We start from the raw sequence: 21,087 nt of genomic DNA, 5'->3' as shown, positions 1-21,087 counted from the left end.
CCCCATGAAAAGATTAACACCCGCGTTGCTTGCTGTTTGTCTGGCATGCAGTTTTTCCCCTTCTGCTCTGGCTGCCGAGGCGCTGCAAACGCGCGCATTTCGCGCGATGCCTGCGGATTTTATTAAAGGCGCAGATATCTCCACGCTGCTGGATGCGGAAAAGCACGGGGCAAAGTTTTATAACCACAACAACCAGCTGCAGGATCCGATCGCCATTTTGAAAGCCGATGGCGTGAACTATGTCCGCCTGCGCCTGTGGGTTGACCCGAAAGATGCGCAGGGTCAGGGCTACGGCGGCGGTGATAACGATCTGGCGGCAACGCTGGCGCTGGCGAAGCGGGCAAAAGCGCAGGGCATGAAGCTACTGCTGGATTTCCACTACAGCGATTTCTGGACTGATCCGGGTAAGCAGTTCAAGCCGAAGGCCTGGGAAAAAATGGATTATCCGCAGCTGAAAACGACTATCCACGACTACACCCGTGACACCATCGCCCGCTTTAAGCAGGAAGGCGTTCTGCCGGATATGGTGCAGATTGGCAATGAGATCAACGGGGGCATGCTGTGGCCGGAAGGCAAAAGCTGGGGGCAGGGCGGCGGCGAATTTGACCGTCTGGCGGGTCTGCTGAATGCGGCCATCGACGGTCTGAAAGAGAATCTGAAGAATGGCGAACAGGTGAAAATCATGCTTCATCTGGCTGAAGGTACGAAGAACGATACCTTCCGCTGGTGGTTTGATGAAATCAGCAAGCACAACGTACCGTACGACATCATCGGCCTGTCGATGTACACCTACTGGAACGGCCCGATCGGTGCGCTGAAAGCGAATATGGATGATATCAGCCGGCGCTATAACAAAGATGTGATAGTCGTGGAGGCCGCCTATGCCTATACCCTGGAAAATTGCGATAGCGCAGAAAACAGTTTCCAGGCCAAAGAAGAAAAAGAGGGCGGTTATCCGGCCACGGTACAGGGACAATATAATTATATTCACGATTTAATGCAGGCCGTTGCCGATGTTCCCGACCAGCGCGGGAAAGGTATTTTTTATTGGGAACCGACCTGGATTGCCGTGCCGGGAAATACCTGGGCCACGCCAGCGGGCATGAAATATATCCACGATGAATGGAAACAGGGTAATGCCCGGGAAAATCAGGCGTTGTTTGATTGCCAGGGAAAAGTATTACCTTCAGCGAAAGTCTTTAATTAATCGTTAAGTTTTACACTTCAGGATGTTTATTATGAATAAATTTGCGCCTTTGAGTCCGAAGGTCAATGCATTATTGCATGGCGCTGACTATAACCCGGAGCAGTGGGAGAATTATCCCGGTATTATCGATCAAGATATTGCCATGATGCAGCAGGCTAAATGCAATGTCATGTCGGTGGGGATTTTCAGCTGGGCCAAACTTGAACCTCAGGAAGGCGTATTTGAATTTGGCTGGCTGGACAGCATTCTGGATAAGCTGTTTGCCGCCGGTATTCACGTGTTTCTGGCTACGCCAAGCGGCGCGCGCCCGGCCTGGCTGTCGCAGGCCTATCCGCAGGTGCTGCGGGTGGGACGCGACCGGGTACCGGCGCTGCACGGCGGACGGCATAACCACTGTATGACGTCACCGGTTTATCGGGAGAAGGTTTTTAAAATCAACAGCCTGCTTGCGGAACGCTACGCGCAGCATCCGGCGGTGCTCGGCTGGCATATTTCCAACGAATATGGCGGAGATTGCCATTGTGAACGCTGTCAGGCGCGGTTTCGCGACTGGCTGAGAGCGCGCTACCAGACGCTGGAAAACCTCAATCACGCCTGGTGGAGCACCTTCTGGAGCCACACCTACAGTGACTGGTCGCAGATTGAATCACCGGCACCGCAGGGGGAAGTGTCCATTCACGGGCTGAACCTCGACTGGCGTCGCTTCAACACGGCGCAGGTCACCGACTTCTGCCGCCATGAGATTGCCCCGCTGAAGGCGGCGAATGCTGACCTGCCGGTGACAACCAACTTCATGGAGTATTTCTACGATTACGACTACTGGCAGCTGGCGCAGGCGCTGGATTTCATCTCCTGGGATAGCTATCCGATGTGGCATCGCGACAAAGATGAAACCACGCTGGCCTGCTATACCGCGATGTACCATGACATGATGCGCAGCCTGAAAGGCGGCAAGCCGTTTGTGTTGATGGAATCAACGCCGAGCGCCACCAACTGGCAGCCGACCAGTAAATTGAAAAAGCCGGGGATGCATATTCTCTCCTCAATGCAGGCTGTCGCCCACGGCGCAGACTCTGTTCAGTATTTCCAGTGGCGTAAGAGCCGTGGCTCGGTGGAGAAATTCCACGGTGCGGTTATTGACCACGTCGGTCATCTGGATACCCGCGTCGGCCGCGAAGTGAGCCGGCTGGGTGAGATGCTCAGTCGCCTGCCTGGCGTGGTTGGCTGTCGTACCGATGCCAAAGTGGCAATTATCTTTGACCAGCAAAACCGCTGGGCGCTGGATGATGCGCAGGGCCCGCGTAATCTCGGTATGGAGTATGAAAATACCGTTAATGAACATTACCGGCCATTCTGGGAGCAGGGTATTGCGGTCGATATCATCGATGCCGATGGTGACCTGAGCGCCTACCAGCTGGTTATCGCCCCGATGCTGTATATGGTTCGCGACGGCTTTGCCGGGCGTGCCGAAGCGTTTGTCGCCGGCGGAGGCCATCTGGTGACTACCTACTGGACGGGAATCGTTAATGAGTCCGATCTTTGTCATCTTGGCGGTTTCCCGGGGCCTCTGCGCAACCTGCTGGGCATTTGGGCGGAGGAGATTGATTGTCTGAATGACGGCGAGCGCAATCTGGTTCAGGGGCTGGCAGGCAATGAAGGCGGGTTACAGGGGCCGTATCAGGTACGCCATCTGTGCGAGCTGATTCATGCCGAAAGCGCCCGACCGCTGGCAACCTATCGTGATGATTTCTACGCCGGCCGCCCGGCGGTTACGGTGAATCATTTTGGCAAGGGGAAGGCATGGCATGTCGCATCACGCAACGACCTGGCTTTCCAGCGCGATCTCTTCGCGGTCATCAGCCGGGAGCTGGCCTTACCGCGGGCGATAGAGAGTGAGCTTCCGCCGGGCGTGGTCGCCACGGCACGCACCGACGGCGAAACGACCTATGTTTTCTTGCAGAACTACAGCGCGCAGCAGCACAGCGTAAACCTGCCGCAGGGTTATCAGGACAGTCTATCCGGCGCGGCCATTAGCGCGCCGTTGACCTTAACGGCGTGGGACTGCCGTATTCTCAGTCGTAAAGCCTAATCACTGCGTTATCTGAGCCTGCTCCTGCGAGCAGGCTTTTTTTTACCTTGATATTATCAGGAGTGCATGATGGTCAGTTTAAAATCCTTTCTGCATTATTTCGCCCAGCCTCGCCAACCGGTGCCGTTAAGTGATGTTGAAAAGCAACAGCTACAGGATCTCATTCAGGCGTTTGGTGGGGAGGGGAATATTGTTAATGTCGACGCCTGTATTACGCGTTTGCGGGTCACGGTTAATAATCTGGCGATTGTCGATTCTCAGGCGTTACAGCAGCAAGGGGCGCTGGGCGTAATTATTCTCGGGCAACAGGTTCACGCTATTTTCGGCAAGCAGTCTGACACCCTGCGTCAACTATTAGATGAGCATTTTACTAGCCGGAAATAAAAGTAATAAATAAAAAGGGATAACTCCATATAGAGTTATCCCGAAAACAAGACAAAGGCAACAATGGCAATAATCATTACCGGAGGGTAATTACGACCTTACAGCTGGAGATAAAACACGTTCAGATAACAAAAATACTTTTACCACCAGGCTTCGACCTGAACACCGAAGTTCCACGTATTGCTGGCGGTTTGATCTTCAAACGGTTTGCCATTCTCGGAATCATTGAGATAGGAGGCAAAAATACGTAATTCCGGGCGTGACATAAAGTCCGGGCCATCGGCCAGACCCAGCGCAATGGTGTATTTCTCGCCGGCTTGTTTGTAGTCGGTATTGTTCTTATAGCTGTCTTTCTGGTAGAAACCGCCGACTTCGCCAATCAAACGGACATACTCGGTGAACTGATACTGTCCGCGTGCGACCAGAGAGAGTAAGCGCGTTTTGTTGGTATAGTCGGTGATGTCGTCGGCGGAGCCCCAGGTCAGCACATGGTTAATCGAGAATTTGTCGGTAATCGGAATCAGACCGGTGTTGATCACGCGATAGCCGGTGGCATCGTTGACATAGTTCCACATGTCGTACCAACCGCCGCCCTGGGAGACCATGTTCTGCGCCAGCCCTTTATTTGCATACTGCAGAACCAACTTGTTGTAGCCGCCCAGCATATCCTGGCTGATTTCACCGGTCAGCATCACGCCGTTATCGGCATCGTACAGCCCACCGTAGCTATCCTGTTTTTTGGTGGTGTTAGGCATTGCGTAGTCGATACCAAATTCGGTCCAGGCGCCGGACCACGGTTTCCAGCCCGCATAGCGCAGATCGACATAGTTGATATTGACGTTGCTGTCGCCATCGACGCGGTAATCGACGTCGTTTGCGTCACCGCGGATCCAGGCAAGTGAAACGGCGCCTGGGCCTAAGCTATAGTTTTCGATCCCGGCGCCGGAACCGGAGATGTTCCAGTATTTGGTATCAATGATGTGCAGATCGTGGCGCTGGTAGTAGCGCTTGCCGCCCCAAATTACCGCGTTAGGATCGCCGGGGATCAGGCCCTTAATTTGCAGGTTCAGCTGACGCAGGCCAAACTGCGCGTCGTCATTGAGGGTGGTTTCGTTATCGTTAGAACCGTCAGAGACCATGCTGACCATGCTATCGAGATAGAAGCTGACGTCATCCTTCTTATACACCTCAGAACCCAACTCCAGCTCGCCATAGGTATCGGATTCGTTACCCAGACGACCAATTTTGTTTTTTTGCCATTCGGCCAGACTGCCATCCCCGGAGACCCCAACCCCGGCACGCATATAACCATGAAAATCAATTCCAGGAACAGAGGCGGAAGCCGCGAGCACGGATGGTGAAATCAGCGCGGCGGCCAACGCAACAGAGACTGTGCGCAGCGTAGTGTTCATGTCTATCCTCTTATTGTTTTGTATTACGTTCACATTAACGATGTCATGAAATGCCTAAACGTAATTTCAGGCAATTTAATGATCGTGATAGTGTGATTAACTGCAAATAAAATGGCGCAATTTGTTACGGTTAGTGAGTCCATTCACAATTTGATGTATTGTGAGCGTAATACTTTTATTGTCATTTTTTAGCATGGTAACGTTGCAGGGCGCGTTTTTTTAAATGGCCCCTGTTACAATCCAGGGATAACAACATAAGGAACCGGACCATGAAGTCGAAAAGCGCAACCTTAGAAGATGTCGCGCGTCATGCAGGCGTCTCCTATCAGACCGTGTCCAGGGTGCTCAATAAATCTGCTAATGTATCCGAGGCCACGCGTCGTAAGGTGGAGAAATCCATTGAGCTGTTGCGGTATGTCCCTAACCGCCTGGCTCAACAGCTGGTGGGCAAGCAAAGTCGGACCGTCGGTCTGGTGACGATTTCACTGTCGTTGCACGCGCCTTCTCAGGTCGCCGCAGCGGTAAAACGCTATGCGAATGTGGAAGGTTATCAGGTGTTAATTTCTATGATTGATGAGAGCGTCAATCAAAGTATTCAGGAATCCATCAATGAGCTGAAGTCCCAGCTGGTTGATAAGGTGATCATCAACGTGCCTCTGGAAACCGAACAGGCCCAGAAAATCGCGGCTGACAACGATGATATCGTTTGTCTCTTTCTCGATGTCGATCCCTACAGCTCCGTGTTTAACGTTTCGTTTAATCCGGCTGACGGCACCCGCGCGAGCGTCAAATATCTGTATGAAATGGGCCATCGGGAGATTGCGCTGCTGGCCGGGCCGGAAAGCTCCGTCTCGGCAAAATTGCGCCTGAAGAGCTGGATAGAGACGCTGGCAGGGTACGGGCTACAGCCGGTGACGGTGATTCGCGGTAACTGGGACGCGCAGAGCGGCTATGCGGGCGCGCTGCAGATGCTGCGTGAGACGCCGAAATTTACGGCGGTGCTGGTGGGGAATGACCAGATGGCGCTGGGGGTACTGAGCGCGTTTCACCAGCATCAGGTGCCGATTCCCGGTGAGAAGTCGGTAATTGGCTACGATGATACGTATGAAAGCTCATTCTTCTACCCGGCGCTGACGACCGTGTCGCTGGATCTGGATTTACAGGGGAAAGAGGCCGTACGCCGTATTCTTGATAGCGGCGATAGCGAAACCTCGCATACCTCTTCAATCCTGCCAGCCCGGCTGGTAGTGCGTCATTCCACCGGGCCAAAAACGGAGCAGGGGAAAGACCTACAGGCCATTGCAGAACAGCTGCGAGCGCTTGCTCATCAACTGAATCCTTAATCTCTCACGGGCGGTTTGCGCCGCTCGATTTTTCATCCCCGAGCTTCTCATGGTTGATCTTTGTCTTTTTGCGGCGTAACCTTATTGTTATGTTATAACATATCTATTGAGGTTATCATGAAAGACAATATCCATCCGCATTATCGTACCGTTGTGTTCCATGACACCAGCGTGAATGAATATTTTAAAGTGGGCTCGACAATCAAGACCGAGCGCGTGATTGAACTGGATGGGGTGACCTATCCTTATGTCACCCTCGATGTGTCGTCCAAATCGCACCCGTATTACACCGGTAAGCAGAAAGCCCTCAACAGCGAAGGCAGCACTGCACGTTTCCGCCAGCGCTTCGGCGGCTTTATTGATGCTAAAAGGAACTAAGAATGCAGGTACTCAACTCGTTGCGCAGTGCGAAACAGCGCCACCCTGACTGTCAGATTGTGAAACGCAAAGGGCGGCTGTACGTTATCTGCAAAAGCAATCCTCGCTTTAAAGCCGTACAGGGACGCAAGAAGAGACGCTAAACTGCCGATGCGCGGAAGCTCTCCAGCGTGGCACGCTGCTGACCATCGGGGCTAAAGTTCCCGGTGGCCAGCCATCGTTGCATCGCCTTATCAATCAGCGGCCACTCGCTGTCGATTATCGAAAACCAGTCGGTATCGCGGTTGTGGCCCTTTATTACTAACGCCTGACGAAACCGCCCCTCAAAATGAAATCCCAATCGTTGCGCCGCCCGGCGCGAAGGTTCGTTCAGGCTATTACATTTCCACTCATAGCGGCGATAGCCGAGCGTGTCGAAGACATAGCGCATGAGAAGCCACTGGGCTTCCGTCGCCATTGCGGTCCGACTGAGCAGCGGCGAGAAGTGCACGTGTCCGACTTCGATCACGCCATTTTGGGCATCGATACGCATCAGCGCCAGGGAGCCGACGGGCTGTTGGGTCCGTTCATCCACTACGGCGAAATGGAGAGGATCGCTGAGCTTTTCCACGCTGGCTATCCAGGTGCTGAACGTCTCCACGCAGCTGTCCGGTTCGCGCAATAACCACGTCCAGCTCCGGGTATCCGGGGCCAGCTGATGTGCGGCAAAGAGCGCGCTGGCGTGAGCGGAAGTCAGTGGCTCCAGGCGGCAGTCACGTCCCTGTAGAATTTGACGTTGCGGAAACGGGCGCGGCTGCCAGTCGGGCAGCGCCTGGCCAACGGGTTGTCCGAACGAATTATGTTGATGCATGGAGGCTCCTTATCTGGGGGGAATGCAGTGAGACTAAAGTTTTACTGGTTCCATAAAAAGAGCCATCAGGGTATGTTTTGATGGTGCCACGAGGAGCCGCGATGAATATTCCTGATGATGCCTTCTTCACACTACTGGACCACACCTTGTCCCGGCGAGGTCATGAAACCCTTCAGCGCACGCTGTATCGCGCGCTGCGCGAGGCGATTTTGCAAGGGGCGCTGGCAGGCGGTAGCCGGCTGCCGGGTTCACGAGCTATCGCCACGCGGCTCAATCTGTCGCGTAATACGATCAACGGGGCGCTAGAGCAGCTGGCCATGGAAGGCTACCTGCAGCGCAGTCGTCAGGGAACGCATGTGGCGACGCTGATCGCCTCCGGTGAGCGAGAGGGGCTACCGCTGACCATTGCGCTGCCGGAGCGGCTGCTCGCACTACCTCCCGGCACCCGTCGCGATTCGCCGACGCTGGCATTCACTCCCGGCACGCCGGCGATTAACTATTTTCCTTTACCGCTCTGGCGGCGGCTGCTCGACAAGGTGCTGCGTGATGAGGGCAGCGCGCTGCTGGGTTACGGAGAGGCGGCGGGAGAACTCGCGCTGCGGGAAGCGATTGTCCGCCATCTGGCGTTATCTCGCGGGATCCGCTGCGACGCCCGGCAAATCGTGATCACCGAAGGCGCGCTCGAAGGGGTCAACCTGTGTACCCATCTGCTGAGCGTGGCGGGTGACACCGTATGGGTTGAAGAGCCAGGATATCCCGGCGCGAAGAGCGTATTTATGAAAGCCGGGTTACAGATAAAAGGGATGCCGGTTGACGGTGAAGGGATGCGTCCGGACTTGGACAATAACCCGCCGCCACGGCTGATTTTTACCTCTCCTTCGCATCAGTATCCCTGTGGCGCGGTGATGAGCGCAGGCAGGCGTCTGGCGCTGCTGGAATATGCCCGCCAGCATGATGCATGGATCGTTGAAGATGATTACGACAGCGAGTTTCGCTACAGCGGTGAACCTGTTCCGGCCATGTCAGGGATGATGAAGCAGGCGCCGGTGGTCTATATCGGCACCTTCAGCAAGACGCTGTTTCCGGCGCTGCGCATTGGTTTCGTGGTGATGCCTCCCGCCCTGGCGCAAGCCGCTCAGGGATTCGTGGGATCGCTGCTGCGCGGGGGGCACCGGGCTGAGCAGCGAGCGCTGGCGTTGTTTATCGAAGAGGGGCATTATGCGCGTCATCTGGCGGCGATGCGGCGCTTGTATTGCCGGCGGCAGCAGCAGCTCCACGAGGTGCTGGCGGCGGAGCTGACGCAACCTTTTGCTATTCTCGGTGGCGAGGGCGGACTGCACCTGACGGTGGCCATTGACGGGATAGACGATGGGGCGGTGGTGGAGCAGGCGCGACAGTATCAACAAGCACCGGCGGCATTAAGCCGCTTTTACCTTGATACTCGACGCGCGCGAAGCGGGCTGGTGCTGGGATATGGCAATACGTCCGCTTCGCATTTTGGCCCTGCGGTGCGGACGTTGAATCGTCTTATTGAGCGGTATCGACGCGGGTGAGGCTGAAGATATCGTAGAACGAGAGTTCACCTTTGGTCGCCACCATTTTTTGTAGCTGGGTTTTCTGCTCGCCGGCCACGCGGGGGGACTGCATAATGCGCTCGATCAGCTGCTGAGGGACGTATCGCGTGTTGTACCACTCCCCGTTGTAGCAAACGCGAAAATCCAGGACATCGATATCTTCGTAGCGGTAGCGCGGGTAGACGTCAAAAAAGAAGAAGCCGTTTAACAGGGCGAACAGAACCACCAGTAGCCAAACCGAATCGGCCAACGTTTCCGATGTCAGCATGACCACGAACGTCGCCAGGAACGCGGCGTACATTGCTACGAACAGCCACGGATGATTGCGAATAAAACTGATACTAAAGCGCGGACGGTTGTCGCGCTTCTCTTTCACATTGAGCTCATCAATCGTGTTGGTCAGCAGTTGCTGTATTTCTGTCATCTTGGTCCCCGAATTCTGCTAAGGCTCAGCCTGAAGGCTATTTTATGTTGCGGGAATCTCTCGGGAAAGTAACAGATCAGTTGCAGAAAAGCATAACAGTTACGCTTTTTCCGCTGTCAGCATCTTAATGATTTGTGCCGGGTTGCCACCGACCACAGCATTGGCCGGAACATCTTTCACGACTACGGCACCGGATGCAATGACGGCATTATCGCCGATCGTCAGCCCGGGATTAATGACCGCCCGACCGCCAATCCACACATTGTGGCCGATAGTAACGGGTTTACCGTATTCTTTGCCGCTGTTGCGTTCGGCGGCATCTAATGGATGTGTGGCGGTATAGATATGGACGCCGGGCGCCAGCATGCAATTATCACCGATGTGAATCGGACAGACATCAAGCATCACGCAATCAAAGTTTGCGTAGAAATTGGTGCCGAGGAAAATATTGTAACCATAATCACAGCGGAAAGTGGGTTCAATATAAGCATCGCTTGCCCGGCCAAACAGTTCCGTCAGACATATTTTCCGCCATTCGCGCTCGTCCGGAGCCGAATGGTTATAGCGATGCAGCAATTGCCTGGCGCGCAGGCGGTCTGCCCGTAGCGTGGCATCACCGGCCTGATACAGTTCACCGGCGATCATTTTACGTTTCTCTTCACTCATGATGCTTTCCTGATTAAGGTAGGTAGGCGTCACAGTATAAAAAAGAAACCGGTTTCACGAGCGCACTTTGGTGACTTATGCGAGTAATATCACAATTATACCCAAGGCAGGGGAGGACCCGGTTAACCGTCTGACTGACAGGTGAAATGAATTAGCGAATGAACTTCCACACCGATGTCGGGATTTTGTCGTAGAGTTTATTCATGGTCAATTCAGCAAGACGGTGATCGGCCGCTGAGTAAAATACAGCCAGTTCGTTATCTGAAAGTTCATATTTGTTTTTTTCAATTACGCGTTCCAGCGTATCAATTGTCTGACAGCGACGTAAGCGCATCAAATAGTCTGTTTTGGTTAATGGTTCACCAGACATAACTTCACCTTTTGATTGTAATAATACTAACAAGAAAGACTTGCCGGATTTTCCCGGCTGGCGTTGACAAAACATCGGAATAACCGATTTCCCGATTTGCGCCATTTCTGTAGATCGGCCGTGTTAATGCCATAACTGCTGAACAACATAAAAGTGTCATCCAGGTATTCGTCCAGCTGAGCGATCAGTTTATTATCCTCAGCATACTTAATTTTATAATTAAGCGCGAACGTGGCTATGTGTTCGATCAATTCATTAAGTTGAAGATTGATAGCCGACGTCGGGTCATTCACCCACCCGTGGTTACTCTCTTCCAGGTTTGCAAGGCAGTCATGATACAGGGTTTCGCAAAGAAATCGAAGCTGCGCGATATCATGTCTTTTTGGCGAGTATTCGTCCATAACGCATCCCCTTTTTAGTGGTTTAAACGACGACTAACAAGCACCGTTGTGGGATGAACACGACTAACAGACCTGACACATACATTGTAATCCTGTTGTTTTAACTATAATCCACTCTCAAAAAGATTTCACCGTGCTATTACGAAAAATTACAATTATCACCGTTAATTTATCTTAAAAATATCTGAACTTATTATGCCAGGGCAATCAATGTTGTGACTCTACGAAAGCAAAGCTTATGGATCATTGATTTAGCATGCTCTTTTCTATGGCACCAGATCTCAAACCCGGATAACACCAGGGGTAAGAATATTCTTAGTTAAGATAAGGGTAAACCGGGAAAAGAATAATCTGATAAAAACAAAGTAAAAGCTTATCGCCAGAAATTGTATATCAGGATGCAAAGTAAACCGTAGCAATGCGTGCGTTTCAATATACGCTATCCGGAAAATTTCCTCAACGAATCCTGAAGCGGGCAGGGCGCAGACGAAAAAAAGGGCCGCTAACGCGGCCCTCGGTGGAGAGATTAATGATGCTCAGTCGGATGGCTGTGCTCAATGTCTTCCGATTTCTTGCCGAAGCGGCGGCGAACCACCACAAAGAAGACCGGAACAAAGAAGATAGCCAGAACCGTTGCCGTCACCATACCGCCCATGACGCCGGTACCTACGGCGTTCTGCGCGCCGGAACCTGCGCCGGAGCTAATGACCAGCGGCATAACCCCGAGGATAAACGCCAGTGAGGTCATCAGGATTGGACGCAGACGCATACGTACCGCTTCCAGGGTCGCTTCAATCAGACCCTTGCCTTCTTTATCCATCAGGTCTTTGGCGAATTCTACGATAAGTATCGCGTTCTTCGCCGACAGGCCGATGGTGGTCAGCAGGCCGACCTGGAAGTAAACGTCGTTCGTCAGACCACGGAACGTTGCCGCCAGCAGTGCGCCGATAACCCCCAGTGGGACAACCAGCATAACGGAGAACGGTATCGACCAACTTTCATACAGCGCCGCCAGACACAGGAATACCACGATCAGCGAGATGGCATACAGCGCTGGCGCCTGGTTACCGGACAGACGTTCCTGATAGGACATACCGGTCCAGTCATAGCCAATCCCCGTAGGCAGTTTTTTGGCCAGCTCTTCCATCATCGTCATCGCTTCACCGGTACTTCTGCCCGGAGCCGCCTGACCGAGGATCTCCATCGACGGCAGACCGTTATAGCGTTCCAGACGCGGCGAACCATACTCCCAGTGTGAGGTGGAGAAGGCTGAGAACGGCACCATCTGTCCATCGCTACCGCGAACATACCAGTTGCCAATATCTTCCGGCAGCATACGGTATTTCGCTTCGGACATGACGTAGACTTTCTTCACGCGACCGCGGTCGATGAAGTCATTGACGTAGCTACCGCCCCAGGCTGCGCCCAGCGTGGTATTGATGTCGCTGATAGAAACGCCTAACGCCTGCGCTTTCTCCTGGTCGATATCCACCTTGAACTGCGGCGTATCTTCCAGGCCGTTCGGACGAACGCCGACCAGCAGGTCAGGGTGCTTCGCCACTTCACCAAACAGCTGGTTACGTGCCTGCGTCAGTTTTTCATGACCCAGACCGCCCTGGTCGATCAGCTGGAAGTCAAAGCCGGTTGCGGTACCCAGTTCAACGATAGCCGGCAGGTTAAAGGCGAAGACCATCGCATCTTTAATCTGCGAGAAACGGGCCATCGCACGACCGGTAATCGCTTCAACCTTGTTCTCGCTGCCCGGACGTTCGCTCCAGTCTTTCAGAGAAACGAATGCAATACCGGTGTTCTGACCACGACCCGCGAAGCCAAAGCCGTTAACGGCGAACACGGATTCGACGTTGGCTTTCTCTTTGGTGAGGTAGTAGTCCGTCATCTCATCCAGCACTTTCTGCGTACGTTCCTGGGTAGCACCGGCAGGAAGCTGCGCCATGCTCAGGAATACGCCCTGATCTTCATCGGGCAGGAACGAGCTCGGCAGACGGACAAACAGCCAGGCCATTCCGACGACGATGATCAGATACAGCACCAGGTAACGACCGGTACTACGCAGAATGTTACCTACGCTATCGGTGTAATGGTGCGTGCTCTTATCGAACATGCGGTTAAACCAGCCAAAGAAGCCTTTGTGCTCGCCATGACCGCCTTTAGCGATAGGTTTCAGCATCGTGGCGCACAGCGCCGGGGTCAGGATTAATGCAACCAGCACCGACAGCGCCATCGCCGAAACGATGGTGATGGAGAACTGACGATAAATCGCACCCGTTGAACCCCCGAAGAAGGCCATCGGGATAAATACCGCAGAAAGCACCATCGCGATACCGACCAGTGCGCCCTGAATCTGACCCATGGATTTACGGGTTGCTTCCTTCGGCGGCAGACCTTCTTCCGCCATGACACGCTCGACGTTTTCCACCACCACGATGGCGTCATCGACGAGCAGGCCTATCGCCAGCACCATACCAAACATGGTCAGGGTGTTTATCGAGAAGCCAAAAATGGCAAGGATGGCGAATGTACCCAGCAAGACTACCGGTACCGCGATGGTTGGAATCAACGTGGCGCGGAAGTTCTGCAGGAACAAGTACATCACCAGGAAGACCAGGATGATCGCTTCGACCAGCGTTTTAACCACTTCATGAATCGAGATTTTCACGAACGGCGTGGTGTCATACGGGTAAACAATCTTCAGGCCTGACGGGAAGTACGGCTCCATTTTCGCCAGCTCGGCGCGAATGGCGTTAGCCGTATCCAGGGCGTTGGCGCCGGTTGCCAGTTTGATACCCAGACCGGAAGCCGGCTGGTTATTAAACTTCGCGACGATGTCATAGTTTTCACCGCCAAGCTCAACTTTCGCCACGTCACGCAGACGAACTTGCGAACCGTCCTGGTTCACTTTCAGCAGAATATTGCTGAATTCGTCAGCGGATTTCAGACGGGTCTGCGCGATGATAGAGGCGTTCAGCTGCTGGCCTTTCACCGGCGGCGTACCGCCTAACTGACCGGCTGCTACCTGGGCGTTCTGGGCTTTAATCGCGCTGATCACATCGACCGGCGTCAGCTGGTAGTTGTTCAGTTTGTTCGGATCCATCCAGATACGCATCGCGTACTGGGAACCAAACAGCTGAACGTCACCCACACCGGACGTACGGCTGATCGCATCTTTCATGTTGGCGCCAACGTAGTCGGAGATATCCTCCTGCGTCATGGTGCCGTTGGTGTTGATAACGCCGACAACCATCAGGAAGCTGCTGGAGGATTTCTCCACGCTCACGCCCTGTTGCTGTACTTCCTGCGGCAGCAGCGGCATGGCGAGCTGCAGTTTGTTCTGCACCTGTACCTGCGCGATGTCCGCATCCGTACCAGACTGGAAGGTCAGGGTAATCTGTACCGTACCGGTTGAGTCACTGTTGGAGGACATGTACATCAGGTTATCGATACCGTTCATGTTCTGTTCGATAACCTGCGTCACGGTATCCTGCACCGTTTTTGCATCAGCGCCAGGGTAGGTTGCGGTGATCGAGACCGCCGGTGGCGCAATCGTTGGATATTGCGCGACAGGCAGCTTCAGGATCGACAATCCCCCGGCAAGCATGATGATTATGGCGATCACCCATGCGAATATGGGGCGATCGATAAAGAAATTAGGCATGTCTTAACGGCTCCTGTTTAAGTTAAGACTTGGTTTGTTCTGACTGAGCGTTGCTGGCAACTTGCTGTTGATCGTCAGAGGCTACTTCCTGCGCTTTAACCTGCACGCCTGGTTTGACTTTTTGTAGTCCGGAGACAATTACGCGATCGCCGGATTTCACTCCGCTGGTGACCAGCCACTTATCACCAATCGCCTGCGTTGCCGTGACCTGACGAACTTCGACCTTATCGCCTTCACCGACAACCATCACGCTGGCATCACCACGCGGCGTGCGGGTTACGCCCTGCTGTGGAACCAGCAGTGCATCCGGGTTAGTCCCTTCCTGCAGACGCGCGCGGACGAACATCCCAGGTAACAGGGTGTGATCCGGGTTCGGGAAGATGGCGCGTAAAGTGATAGAGCCGGTGGTCTGGTCAACGGTGACATCAGAGAATTCCAGCGTACCGCCCTGCGGATACTTCAGCCCATCGTTGGTAACCAGTTCGACTTTGGCTTTGCCGTTTTCTTGTTTCAGCGTTCCGTTTGCCAGCTCTTGTTTAAGACGCAGGAAATCGTTACTCGACTGGGTCACATCAACATAGATAGGGTCCAGCTGCTGAACGGTTGCCAGCGCAGTAGCCTGACCATTCTGCACCAGCGCACCTTCGGTCACGGCGGATTTACCAATTCGCCCGCTGATAGGTGAAGTCACTTTGGTATAAGCCAGGTTAATACGCGCCGTTTCCACAGCGGCTTTCGCGGCCACAACCGCAGCGTTGCTCTGCTGCGCGTCGGCGACGGCAGTATCATAATCCTGTTGACTGATGTATTTGGTGCCGAGCAGTTTCTGATAACGTTTAACCGTCAGCTGCGCGATATTAGCCGCCGCCTGTGCTTTGGCTAAGTCGCCTTTTGCGCTTTCATAGCTGGCCTGGTAAGTTGCCGGATCGATCTGATAAAGGGACACGCCAGCCTGGATGTCACTACCTTCCGTAAAGTTACGTTTCAGAATAATGCCACTTACCTGAGGACGGACTTCTGCAACACGGTAGGCGCTGGTGCGGCCCGGTAGCTCAGTGGTGATTTGCAGAGGTGCGGATTTGAGCGTCACAATACCGACTTCCGGCATATGCTGGGCTCCTTGCTGAGCCGGTTTGTCGTCACATCCTGTTAGCGCTAAGCTGCCTGAGAGCATCAGAACGACCGCCAGAGGCGTTAACCCTCTGTTTTTGTTCATATGTAAACCTCGAGTGTCCAATTTCAAATTGTTCAGTGGCTCAAACGACCACAAACCCACTACTGTGTTTCTATTATGGTCATGCTATGGTACATACATTCATAAATGTATGTAAACGCAACCTCTATAAACTCATCGACCTATGGCACGAAAAACCAAACAACAGGCACTTGAAACCCGGCAACACATTCTGGATGTTGCTCTGCGTTTGTTTTCGCAGCAAGGCGTATCATCTACCTCGTTGGCAGCAATTGCAAAAGCTGCCGGGGTAACGAGGGGGGCTATCTACTGGCATTTCAAGAATAAATCAGATTTATTTAATGAAATATGGGTGTTGTCGGACGCAAGTATTAGCGATCTTGAAGTTGAGTATCGGGCAAAATTCCCCAACGATCCACTGTCAGTTGTCAGGGAGATCTTAGTTCATATTCTTGAAGCCACGGTGACAGAAGAGCGGCGGCGGCTAATGATGGAAATTATCTTCCATAAATGTGAGTTTGTCGGTGAGATGGCGGTGGTTCAGAAAGCGCAGCGCAGCTTATGTCTTGAGAGCTACGAACGTATTGAACACACGCTAAAGGAGTGCATTGCGGCCAACATGCTGCCGGCCAATTTGTTAACCCGCCGGGCGGCGGTTTTAATGCGCAGCTATCTCTCCGGTCTGATGGAAAACTGGCTCTTTGCGCCGGATTCATTCGATCTTGAAAAAGAAGCGCGCGACTATGTTGCCATTCTTCTCGAAATGTATCAGTTTTGCCCTACGCTCCGGGTGCCCTCAGAGGTCAAGAATTAACGCTCCCGGCAAAATAAAAAAGGTGAGTGTTTGCTGATAGTCGCCGCTATTCGTGCGATGGCAGAAGTGCTATTCTGCGGTCTGCGACGACCCCCGGTATTCTCCGGCTATTGCAACCACTCATGTTAACACTATGCTGCATACTATCCGTTGGCGAAATGCCACTTCCGCTTTTGTAATTGTACTGTTGTTATTTATCGGCTGTCTCAGCGTGAATCAAGCTCTGGCTGCCGATGTCCCTGACCGATCTGATATTCAGAATCAACTTAATACGCTAAATAAGCAAAAGGAACTGACGCCACAGGACAAGCTGGTTCAGCAAGACCTGGTGCAGACCCTTGAAGCACTCGATAAAATCGAGCGGATTAAGTCGGAAACGACTCAGCTGCGGCAACAGGTTGAGCAGGCGCCAGCCAAGATGCGTCAGGCGGTCGATAGCCTGAACGCGTTAAGCGAGGTGTCTGATGATGAGGCGACGCGGAAAACGCTCAGCACGCTCTCTTTGCGGCAGCTGGAATCTCGTCTCTCCCAGACGCTGGACGATCTGCAAACCGCACAAAACGATCTGGCGACCTACAACAGCCAACTGGTCTCCCTGCAAACCCAGCCGGAACGCGTGCAAAATGCGATGTATGCGGCTTCCCAGCAGCTACAGCAGATACGCAACCGCCTGAACGGCACCACCACCACGGGTGACGAAGCCCTGCGTCCGAGCCAGCAGAGCCTGCTGCTGGCGCAGCAGGCTCTGCTTAACGCGCAAATTGAGCAGCAGCGCAAGAGCCTCGAAGGCAACACCGTGTTGCAGGATACGCTGCAAAAGCAACGTGATTACGTCAGCGCCAACAGCAATCGTCTCGAACATCAGCTGCAGCTGCTGCAGGAAGCGGTTAACAGCAAGCGCCTGACGCTAACCGAAAAAACCGCTCAGGAAGCGGTCACGCCGGATGAGACGGCGCGTATCCAGTCCAACCCGCTGGTCAAACAAGAGCTGGATATTAACCATCAGCTGAGTCAGAAGCTGATTGCGGCGACCGAGAACGGCAATCAGCTGGTGCAGCGCAATATCAAAGTGAAAAACTGGCTCGATCGGGCGCTGCAATCTGAACGTGATATCAAAGAGCAGATTTCAGTCCTCAAAGGGAGCCTGTTACTGTCACGCATCCTTTACCAGCAGCAGCAGACGCTACCGTCGGCGGACGAGCTGGAGGATATGACCAACCGTATTGCCGATCTGCGTCTTGAACAGTTTGAGGTCAACCAGCAACGTGATGCGCTGTTCCAGAGCGATGCGTTCGTCGCCAAACTGGAAGAAGGTCACAGCAATGAAGTGACCCCTGATGTCCATAATGCCCTGCTGGACGTCGTGGATATGCGCCGCGAACTGCTCGACCAGTTTAACAAGCAGCTCGGCAATCAGCTGATGATGGCGATTAACCTGCAGATCAACCAGCAGCAGTTAATGAGCGTCTCAAGCAACCTGAAAGCCATCCTGACCCAGCAGATTTTCTGGGTGAATAGCAACAAACCGATGGACTGGGACTGGATTAAATCCTTCCCGGAAGCGTTGAAAGGGCAGTTTAAGGCGATGAAAATCACCGTAAACTGGGAGAAAGCGTGGCCGGCGGTGTTTGTTGCTTTCCTTGCCGGTCTGCCGCTGCTGCTGATTGCGGGCCTGATTCGCTGGCGCCTGCAGTGGTTACGTAATTACCAGGCCCGGCTGGCTTCGCAGGTCGGCCAGTTGCGTAACGACACGCAGCTCCATACGCCCAAAGCGATTCTGATTGACCTGATCCGCGCACTGCCCGTCGTGCTGCTGATTCTGGCGGTAGGGCTGATTCTGCTGACGATGCAGCTGAACATCAGCGAACTGCTGTGGGCATACAGTAAAAAACTGGCGCTGTTCTGGCTGGTGTTTGGTCTGTGCTGGAAGGTGCTGGAAAAAGACGGTGTGGCGGTAAGCCACTTTAATATGCCACCGCAGCTGACCAGCCACTGGCGTCGGCAAATTGTGCGCGTCAGCCTGGCGCTGCTGCCGCTGAATTTCTGGTCGGTGGTCTCTGAACTGTCGCCGCTGAATCTGATGGATGACGTGCTGGGGCAGTTCGTTATCTTCCTCAATCTGCTGCTGATCGCGGTACTGGTGTGGCCGATGTGTCGTGAGAGCTGGCGTGATAAAGAGTCGCACAGCCTGCGTCTTCTCACCGTCACCGTTCTCTCGATTGTGCCTGTCGCGCTGATGGTACTGACGGCCACCGGCTACTTCTATACCACCCTGCGTCTGGCCGGTCGCTGGATTGAAACCGTCTACCTGGTGATGCTGTGGAATCTGCTGTACCAGACCGTTTTGCGCGGCCTGAGCGTTGCCGCACGACGTATCGCCTGGCGGCGTGCGCTGGCCCGTCGCCAGCATATGGTCAAAGAGGGGGCTGAAGGGGCTGAACCGCAGGAAGAGCCGACAATTGCGCTGGAGCAGGTCAACCAACAAACGTTGCGTATTACCATGCTGGTGATGGTCGCCTTGTTTGGCGTTGTGTTCTGGGCGATTTGGTCCGATCTCATCACCGTATTCGCCTATCTCGACAGTATTACCTTGTGGCACTACAACGGCACCGAAGCAGGAGCCAGCGTGGTGAGAAGCGTGACGATGGGAAGCCTGCTGTTTGCGATCGTCGCGTCCATGGTCGCCTGGGCGTTGATCCGCAACCTACCGGGTCTGCTGGAAGTGCTGATCCTCTCTCGGCTCAACATGCGCCAGGGGACCTCCTACGCCATTACCTCGATCCTCAACTACGCGATTATCGCCATCGGCGCGATGACGGTATTTGGCGCGCTGGGCGTCTCGTGGGACAAGCTGCAGTGGCTGGCGGCCGCGTTGTCGGTTGGTCTGGGCTTTGGTTTACAGGAGATTTTCGGTAACTTCGTTTCCGGCCTGATTATCCTCTTCGAACGCCCGGTGCGCATCGGCGATACGGTGACGATCGGCACCTTCTCCGGTACCGTCAGCAAGATCCGCATTCGCGCCACGACCATTACCGACTTTGACCGTAAAGAGGTGATCATCCCGAACAAAGCGTTTGTGACCGAGCGTTTGATCAACTGGTCGCTGTCCGATACTGTAACCCGTGTGGTGATCCGCATCGGCGTGGCGTACGGCTCCGATCTGGATAAGGTCAAGGAAGTACTGCTGCAGGCGGCACATGAGCATCCGAAAGTGATGCAGGAGCCTGCGCCATCGGTCTTCTTTACCACCTTCGGCGCCAGCACGTTGGATCATGAGCTGCGTTTATATGTGCGCGAACTGCGCGATCGCAGCTATACCGTCGATGAACTGAACCGCGCGATCGACCGCCTGTGCCGTGAAAACGACATCAACATCGCCTTCAACCAGTTGGAAGTCCATCTGCGTAACGAAAAAGGGGATGAAGTGACGGAGCTCAAGCGTGAGGTCAAAGGAGACGATCCGTCTCCGGCTATCGGGTAAGACTCAGCGGGGGCGGCCAGTGCGCCGCCCCGTTTCTGACGCGCCGTCGGTTAGCGTTTATCCGCTTCACCTGATGTCTGCCCGGTGCGATTGAGTTTGTTTTCATAGTCACGTTTAATGATCTCCAGCGCCCCCAGCACGGTTTGCGCTGACACCTGGTTCTCTTCCAGCAGCATAATCAAATCAACGGCCAGCTTGACCTCATCCGGGGCGTTTTCCAGCGACATAGTGACTCCTTCTTAGCGTGTTAAGCGTGCCAGCACGCCTTCTATTTTTTCCAGCGCATCGCGACAGCGTGCTAAACGCGCGGCGCAGGCATCGACCTCTTTCGCCAACCGCTGCTGCTCCTCAAGCGTCGTCGCCTGCGCCAGCTGACGCTGGCGATTGTTGCGCATCGCCAGCAGTCGTCGTTCGTACTCCTGATGCTGAAGCCGCCGCCGCTGCCAGCGGTTTATTCCGGGCGAGGCGCTGTCCCAGCTACGCAGTGGCCAGGTTGCCGCCTCCCGGCTGAGGGCGGCAACTTGCGCCACCAGCCGCTCCGCCAGCCAGGCGACCTGCGGAAGCTGCTGCTGCTCAACGGCCTGCCGCAGTTCAGTAAAGTGCTGCTGCGCCTCCTCGAGACAGTCCTGCATCAGCGTGCTGCGAGTACGGAACAGCTGGCGATCGAAGCGGGCGCTGAGCGTAGCATGATGCGCCAGCGGCGCAACCTGCGCGGCCAGTTGGGCCAACTGATTTTCCAGCGTGTGTAAAAGCCGGGCTGTTTTCAAATAACTCCTCCCTACGCTGATAGACAACTGTGCTACAGTAGCCATATCTGCTTGATAAC

General features: G+C 54.1%; 20 protein-coding genes. 10 read left to right on the top strand and 10 right to left on the bottom strand.

Features of this window, described 5'->3' with window-relative positions; genetic code table 11:
- Positions 1–4 precede the first annotated feature (4 nt).
- The 3 genes from AC007G_RS03445 (at position 5) to AC007G_RS03435 (ending at position 3,680) form a co-directional block, all read left to right on the top strand.
- Positions 5–1,207: a glycoside hydrolase family 53 protein gene (locus tag AC007G_RS03445; RefSeq protein WP_142630451.1), complete on the top strand. Its 1,203-nt coding sequence runs from the start codon at positions 5–7 to the stop codon at positions 1,205–1,207.
- 31 nt (positions 1,208–1,238) lie between these two features.
- A complete protein-coding gene (locus AC007G_RS03440) occupies positions 1,239–3,296 on the top strand; it encodes a beta-galactosidase (protein WP_032700682.1) in 2,058 nt (685 codons plus the stop codon).
- A gap of 69 nt (positions 3,297–3,365) precedes the next feature.
- Positions 3,366–3,680, top strand: a complete 315-nt coding sequence (locus AC007G_RS03435) for a PTS sugar transporter subunit IIB (RefSeq protein ID WP_004858774.1) — start codon at positions 3,366–3,368, stop codon at positions 3,678–3,680.
- 140 nt (positions 3,681–3,820) lie between these two features.
- On the opposite strand, the gene AC007G_RS03430 is transcribed toward AC007G_RS03435, so the two are convergent.
- Positions 3,821–5,092, bottom strand: coding sequence for a maltoporin (locus tag AC007G_RS03430; RefSeq protein ID WP_032689210.1), 1,272 nt, complete (start codon positions 5,090–5,092; stop codon positions 3,821–3,823).
- Between the two features lie 269 nt (positions 5,093–5,361).
- On the opposite strand from AC007G_RS03430, the gene AC007G_RS03425 reads away from it, so the two are divergent.
- The 3 genes from AC007G_RS03425 (at position 5,362) to ykgO (ending at position 6,956) form a co-directional block, all read left to right on the top strand.
- Positions 5,362–6,435, top strand: coding sequence for a LacI family DNA-binding transcriptional regulator (locus AC007G_RS03425; protein ID WP_032689209.1), 1,074 nt, complete (start codon positions 5,362–5,364; stop codon positions 6,433–6,435).
- A 117-nt stretch (positions 6,436–6,552) separates the two neighbouring features.
- A complete protein-coding gene (locus AC007G_RS03420; RefSeq protein WP_032689208.1) occupies positions 6,553–6,813 on the top strand; it encodes a type B 50S ribosomal protein L31 in 261 nt (86 codons plus the stop codon).
- 2 nt (positions 6,814–6,815) lie between these two features.
- Positions 6,816–6,956 carry a type B 50S ribosomal protein L36 gene (gene ykgO, locus AC007G_RS03415; protein ID WP_003859006.1) on the top strand — a complete coding sequence of 47 codons (141 nt, stop codon included), beginning with the start codon at positions 6,816–6,818 and terminating at the stop codon, positions 6,954–6,956.
- Here ykgO and AC007G_RS03410 read toward each other — a convergent pair.
- The gene (locus tag AC007G_RS03410) at positions 6,953–7,663 is read right to left on the bottom strand and encodes a GNAT family N-acetyltransferase (protein WP_032700681.1); all 711 of its coding nucleotides are present in this window, start codon (positions 7,661–7,663) and stop codon (positions 6,953–6,955) included. The two genes, ykgO and AC007G_RS03410, sit on opposite strands and share 4 nt — an antisense overlap.
- 101 nt (positions 7,664–7,764) lie before the next feature.
- Between AC007G_RS03410 and pdxR the strand changes: the two genes are divergently transcribed.
- Positions 7,765–9,216 (top strand): MocR-like pyridoxine biosynthesis transcription factor PdxR, encoded by a 1,452-nt coding sequence (gene pdxR, locus AC007G_RS03405; protein ID WP_131063994.1) that lies wholly within the window; start codon positions 7,765–7,767, stop codon positions 9,214–9,216.
- Here pdxR and AC007G_RS03400 read toward each other — a convergent pair.
- Complete coding sequence (locus AC007G_RS03400) at positions 9,191–9,661, bottom strand: YlaC family protein (RefSeq protein WP_004858780.1); 471 nt, start codon at positions 9,659–9,661, stop codon at positions 9,191–9,193. The two genes, pdxR and AC007G_RS03400, sit on opposite strands and share 26 nt — an antisense overlap.
- Here AC007G_RS03400 and AC007G_RS03395 point away from each other — a divergent pair.
- A complete protein-coding gene (locus AC007G_RS03395; RefSeq protein WP_223306663.1) occupies positions 9,655–9,789 on the top strand; it encodes a hypothetical protein in 135 nt (44 codons plus the stop codon). The two genes, AC007G_RS03400 and AC007G_RS03395, sit on opposite strands and share 7 nt — an antisense overlap.
- Here the strand turns inward: AC007G_RS03395 and maa are convergent.
- From maa to acrA, 5 genes are all read right to left on the bottom strand, one after another.
- Entirely contained in the window at positions 9,761–10,327 is a 567-nt protein-coding gene (maa, locus tag AC007G_RS03390; protein ID WP_032689205.1) for a maltose O-acetyltransferase, read from the bottom strand. The genes AC007G_RS03395 and maa overlap by 29 nt on opposite strands.
- A gap of 151 nt (positions 10,328–10,478) precedes the next feature.
- Positions 10,479–10,697 carry an HHA domain-containing protein gene (locus AC007G_RS03385; RefSeq protein ID WP_004858783.1) on the bottom strand — a complete coding sequence of 73 codons (219 nt, stop codon included), beginning with the start codon at positions 10,695–10,697 and terminating at the stop codon, positions 10,479–10,481.
- A 26-nt stretch (positions 10,698–10,723) separates the two neighbouring features.
- Positions 10,724–11,098 carry an Hha toxicity modulator TomB gene (tomB, locus tag AC007G_RS03380; RefSeq protein WP_004858785.1) on the bottom strand — a complete coding sequence of 125 codons (375 nt, stop codon included), beginning with the start codon at positions 11,096–11,098 and terminating at the stop codon, positions 10,724–10,726.
- Between the two features lie 526 nt (positions 11,099–11,624).
- Positions 11,625–14,771, bottom strand: a complete 3,147-nt coding sequence (gene acrB / locus AC007G_RS03375) for a multidrug efflux RND transporter permease subunit AcrB (protein ID WP_032689204.1) — start codon at positions 14,769–14,771, stop codon at positions 11,625–11,627.
- A 22-nt stretch (positions 14,772–14,793) separates the two neighbouring features.
- Complete coding sequence (gene acrA / locus AC007G_RS03370; protein WP_032689203.1) at positions 14,794–15,987, bottom strand: multidrug efflux RND transporter periplasmic adaptor subunit AcrA; 1,194 nt, start codon at positions 15,985–15,987, stop codon at positions 14,794–14,796.
- A 142-nt stretch (positions 15,988–16,129) separates the two neighbouring features.
- On the opposite strand from acrA, the gene acrR reads away from it, so the two are divergent.
- Both acrR and mscK read left to right on the top strand, forming a co-directional pair.
- Complete coding sequence (acrR, locus tag AC007G_RS03365) at positions 16,130–16,780, top strand: multidrug efflux transporter transcriptional repressor AcrR (RefSeq protein WP_142630449.1); 651 nt, start codon at positions 16,130–16,132, stop codon at positions 16,778–16,780.
- 133 nt (positions 16,781–16,913) lie between these two features.
- Positions 16,914–20,261 carry a mechanosensitive channel MscK gene (gene mscK / locus AC007G_RS03360; protein WP_032696520.1) on the top strand — a complete coding sequence of 1,116 codons (3,348 nt, stop codon included), beginning with the start codon at positions 16,914–16,916 and terminating at the stop codon, positions 20,259–20,261.
- A 50-nt stretch (positions 20,262–20,311) separates the two neighbouring features.
- On the opposite strand, the gene rsmS is transcribed toward mscK, so the two are convergent.
- Together rsmS and priC are read right to left on the bottom strand one after the other, a co-directional pair.
- Complete coding sequence (gene rsmS / locus AC007G_RS03355) at positions 20,312–20,488, bottom strand: pleiotropic regulatory protein RsmS (protein ID WP_049264627.1); 177 nt, start codon at positions 20,486–20,488, stop codon at positions 20,312–20,314.
- A 12-nt stretch (positions 20,489–20,500) separates the two neighbouring features.
- On the bottom strand, positions 20,501–21,028 hold the full coding sequence (gene priC / locus AC007G_RS03350; protein WP_049264628.1) for a primosomal replication protein N'': 528 nt from the start codon (positions 21,026–21,028) through the stop codon (positions 20,501–20,503).
- Positions 21,029–21,087 lie beyond the last annotated feature (59 nt).

It is taken from the genome of Klebsiella sp. CSG-1 (assembly GCF_056521145.1).
The sequence above is the reverse complement of the archived record's forward strand: the minus strand, read 5'-3'. Positions and strand labels throughout refer to the sequence as shown.

What these genes read in the sequence shown, in the direction of transcription:
- AC007G_RS03425 (WP_032689209.1), top strand. Translation starts at nt 5,362, where the DNA reads ATGAAGTCGAAAAGCGCAACCTTAGAAGATGTCGCGCGTCATGCAGGC.
- maa (WP_032689205.1), bottom strand. Translation starts at nt 10,327, where the DNA reads ATGAGTGAAGAGAAACGTAAAATGATCGCCGGTGAACTGTATCAGGCC.
- AC007G_RS03385 (WP_004858783.1), bottom strand. Translation starts at nt 10,697, where the DNA reads ATGTCTGGTGAACCATTAACCAAAACAGACTATTTGATGCGCTTACGT.
- AC007G_RS03420 (WP_032689208.1), top strand. Translation starts at nt 6,553, where the DNA reads ATGAAAGACAATATCCATCCGCATTATCGTACCGTTGTGTTCCATGAC.
- tomB (WP_004858785.1), bottom strand. Translation starts at nt 11,098, where the DNA reads ATGGACGAATACTCGCCAAAAAGACATGATATCGCGCAGCTTCGATTT.
- mscK (WP_032696520.1), top strand. Translation starts at nt 16,914, where the DNA reads ATGCTGCATACTATCCGTTGGCGAAATGCCACTTCCGCTTTTGTAATT.
- AC007G_RS03400 (WP_004858780.1), bottom strand. Translation starts at nt 9,661, where the DNA reads ATGACAGAAATACAGCAACTGCTGACCAACACGATTGATGAGCTCAAT.
- AC007G_RS03430 (WP_032689210.1), bottom strand. Translation starts at nt 5,092, where the DNA reads ATGAACACTACGCTGCGCACAGTCTCTGTTGCGTTGGCCGCCGCGCTG.
- acrB (WP_032689204.1), bottom strand. Translation starts at nt 14,771, where the DNA reads ATGCCTAATTTCTTTATCGATCGCCCCATATTCGCATGGGTGATCGCC.
- AC007G_RS03435 (WP_004858774.1), top strand. Translation starts at nt 3,366, where the DNA reads ATGGTCAGTTTAAAATCCTTTCTGCATTATTTCGCCCAGCCTCGCCAA.
- acrA (WP_032689203.1), bottom strand. Translation starts at nt 15,987, where the DNA reads ATGAACAAAAACAGAGGGTTAACGCCTCTGGCGGTCGTTCTGATGCTC.
- AC007G_RS03440 (WP_032700682.1), top strand. Translation starts at nt 1,239, where the DNA reads ATGAATAAATTTGCGCCTTTGAGTCCGAAGGTCAATGCATTATTGCAT.
- AC007G_RS03410 (WP_032700681.1), bottom strand. Translation starts at nt 7,663, where the DNA reads ATGCATCAACATAATTCGTTCGGACAACCCGTTGGCCAGGCGCTGCCC.
- pdxR (WP_131063994.1), top strand. Translation starts at nt 7,765, where the DNA reads ATGAATATTCCTGATGATGCCTTCTTCACACTACTGGACCACACCTTG.
- AC007G_RS03445 (WP_142630451.1), top strand. Translation starts at nt 5, where the DNA reads ATGAAAAGATTAACACCCGCGTTGCTTGCTGTTTGTCTGGCATGCAGT.
- ykgO (WP_003859006.1), top strand. Translation starts at nt 6,816, where the DNA reads ATGCAGGTACTCAACTCGTTGCGCAGTGCGAAACAGCGCCACCCTGAC.
- rsmS (WP_049264627.1), bottom strand. Translation starts at nt 20,488, where the DNA reads ATGTCGCTGGAAAACGCCCCGGATGAGGTCAAGCTGGCCGTTGATTTG.
- acrR (WP_142630449.1), top strand. Translation starts at nt 16,130, where the DNA reads ATGGCACGAAAAACCAAACAACAGGCACTTGAAACCCGGCAACACATT.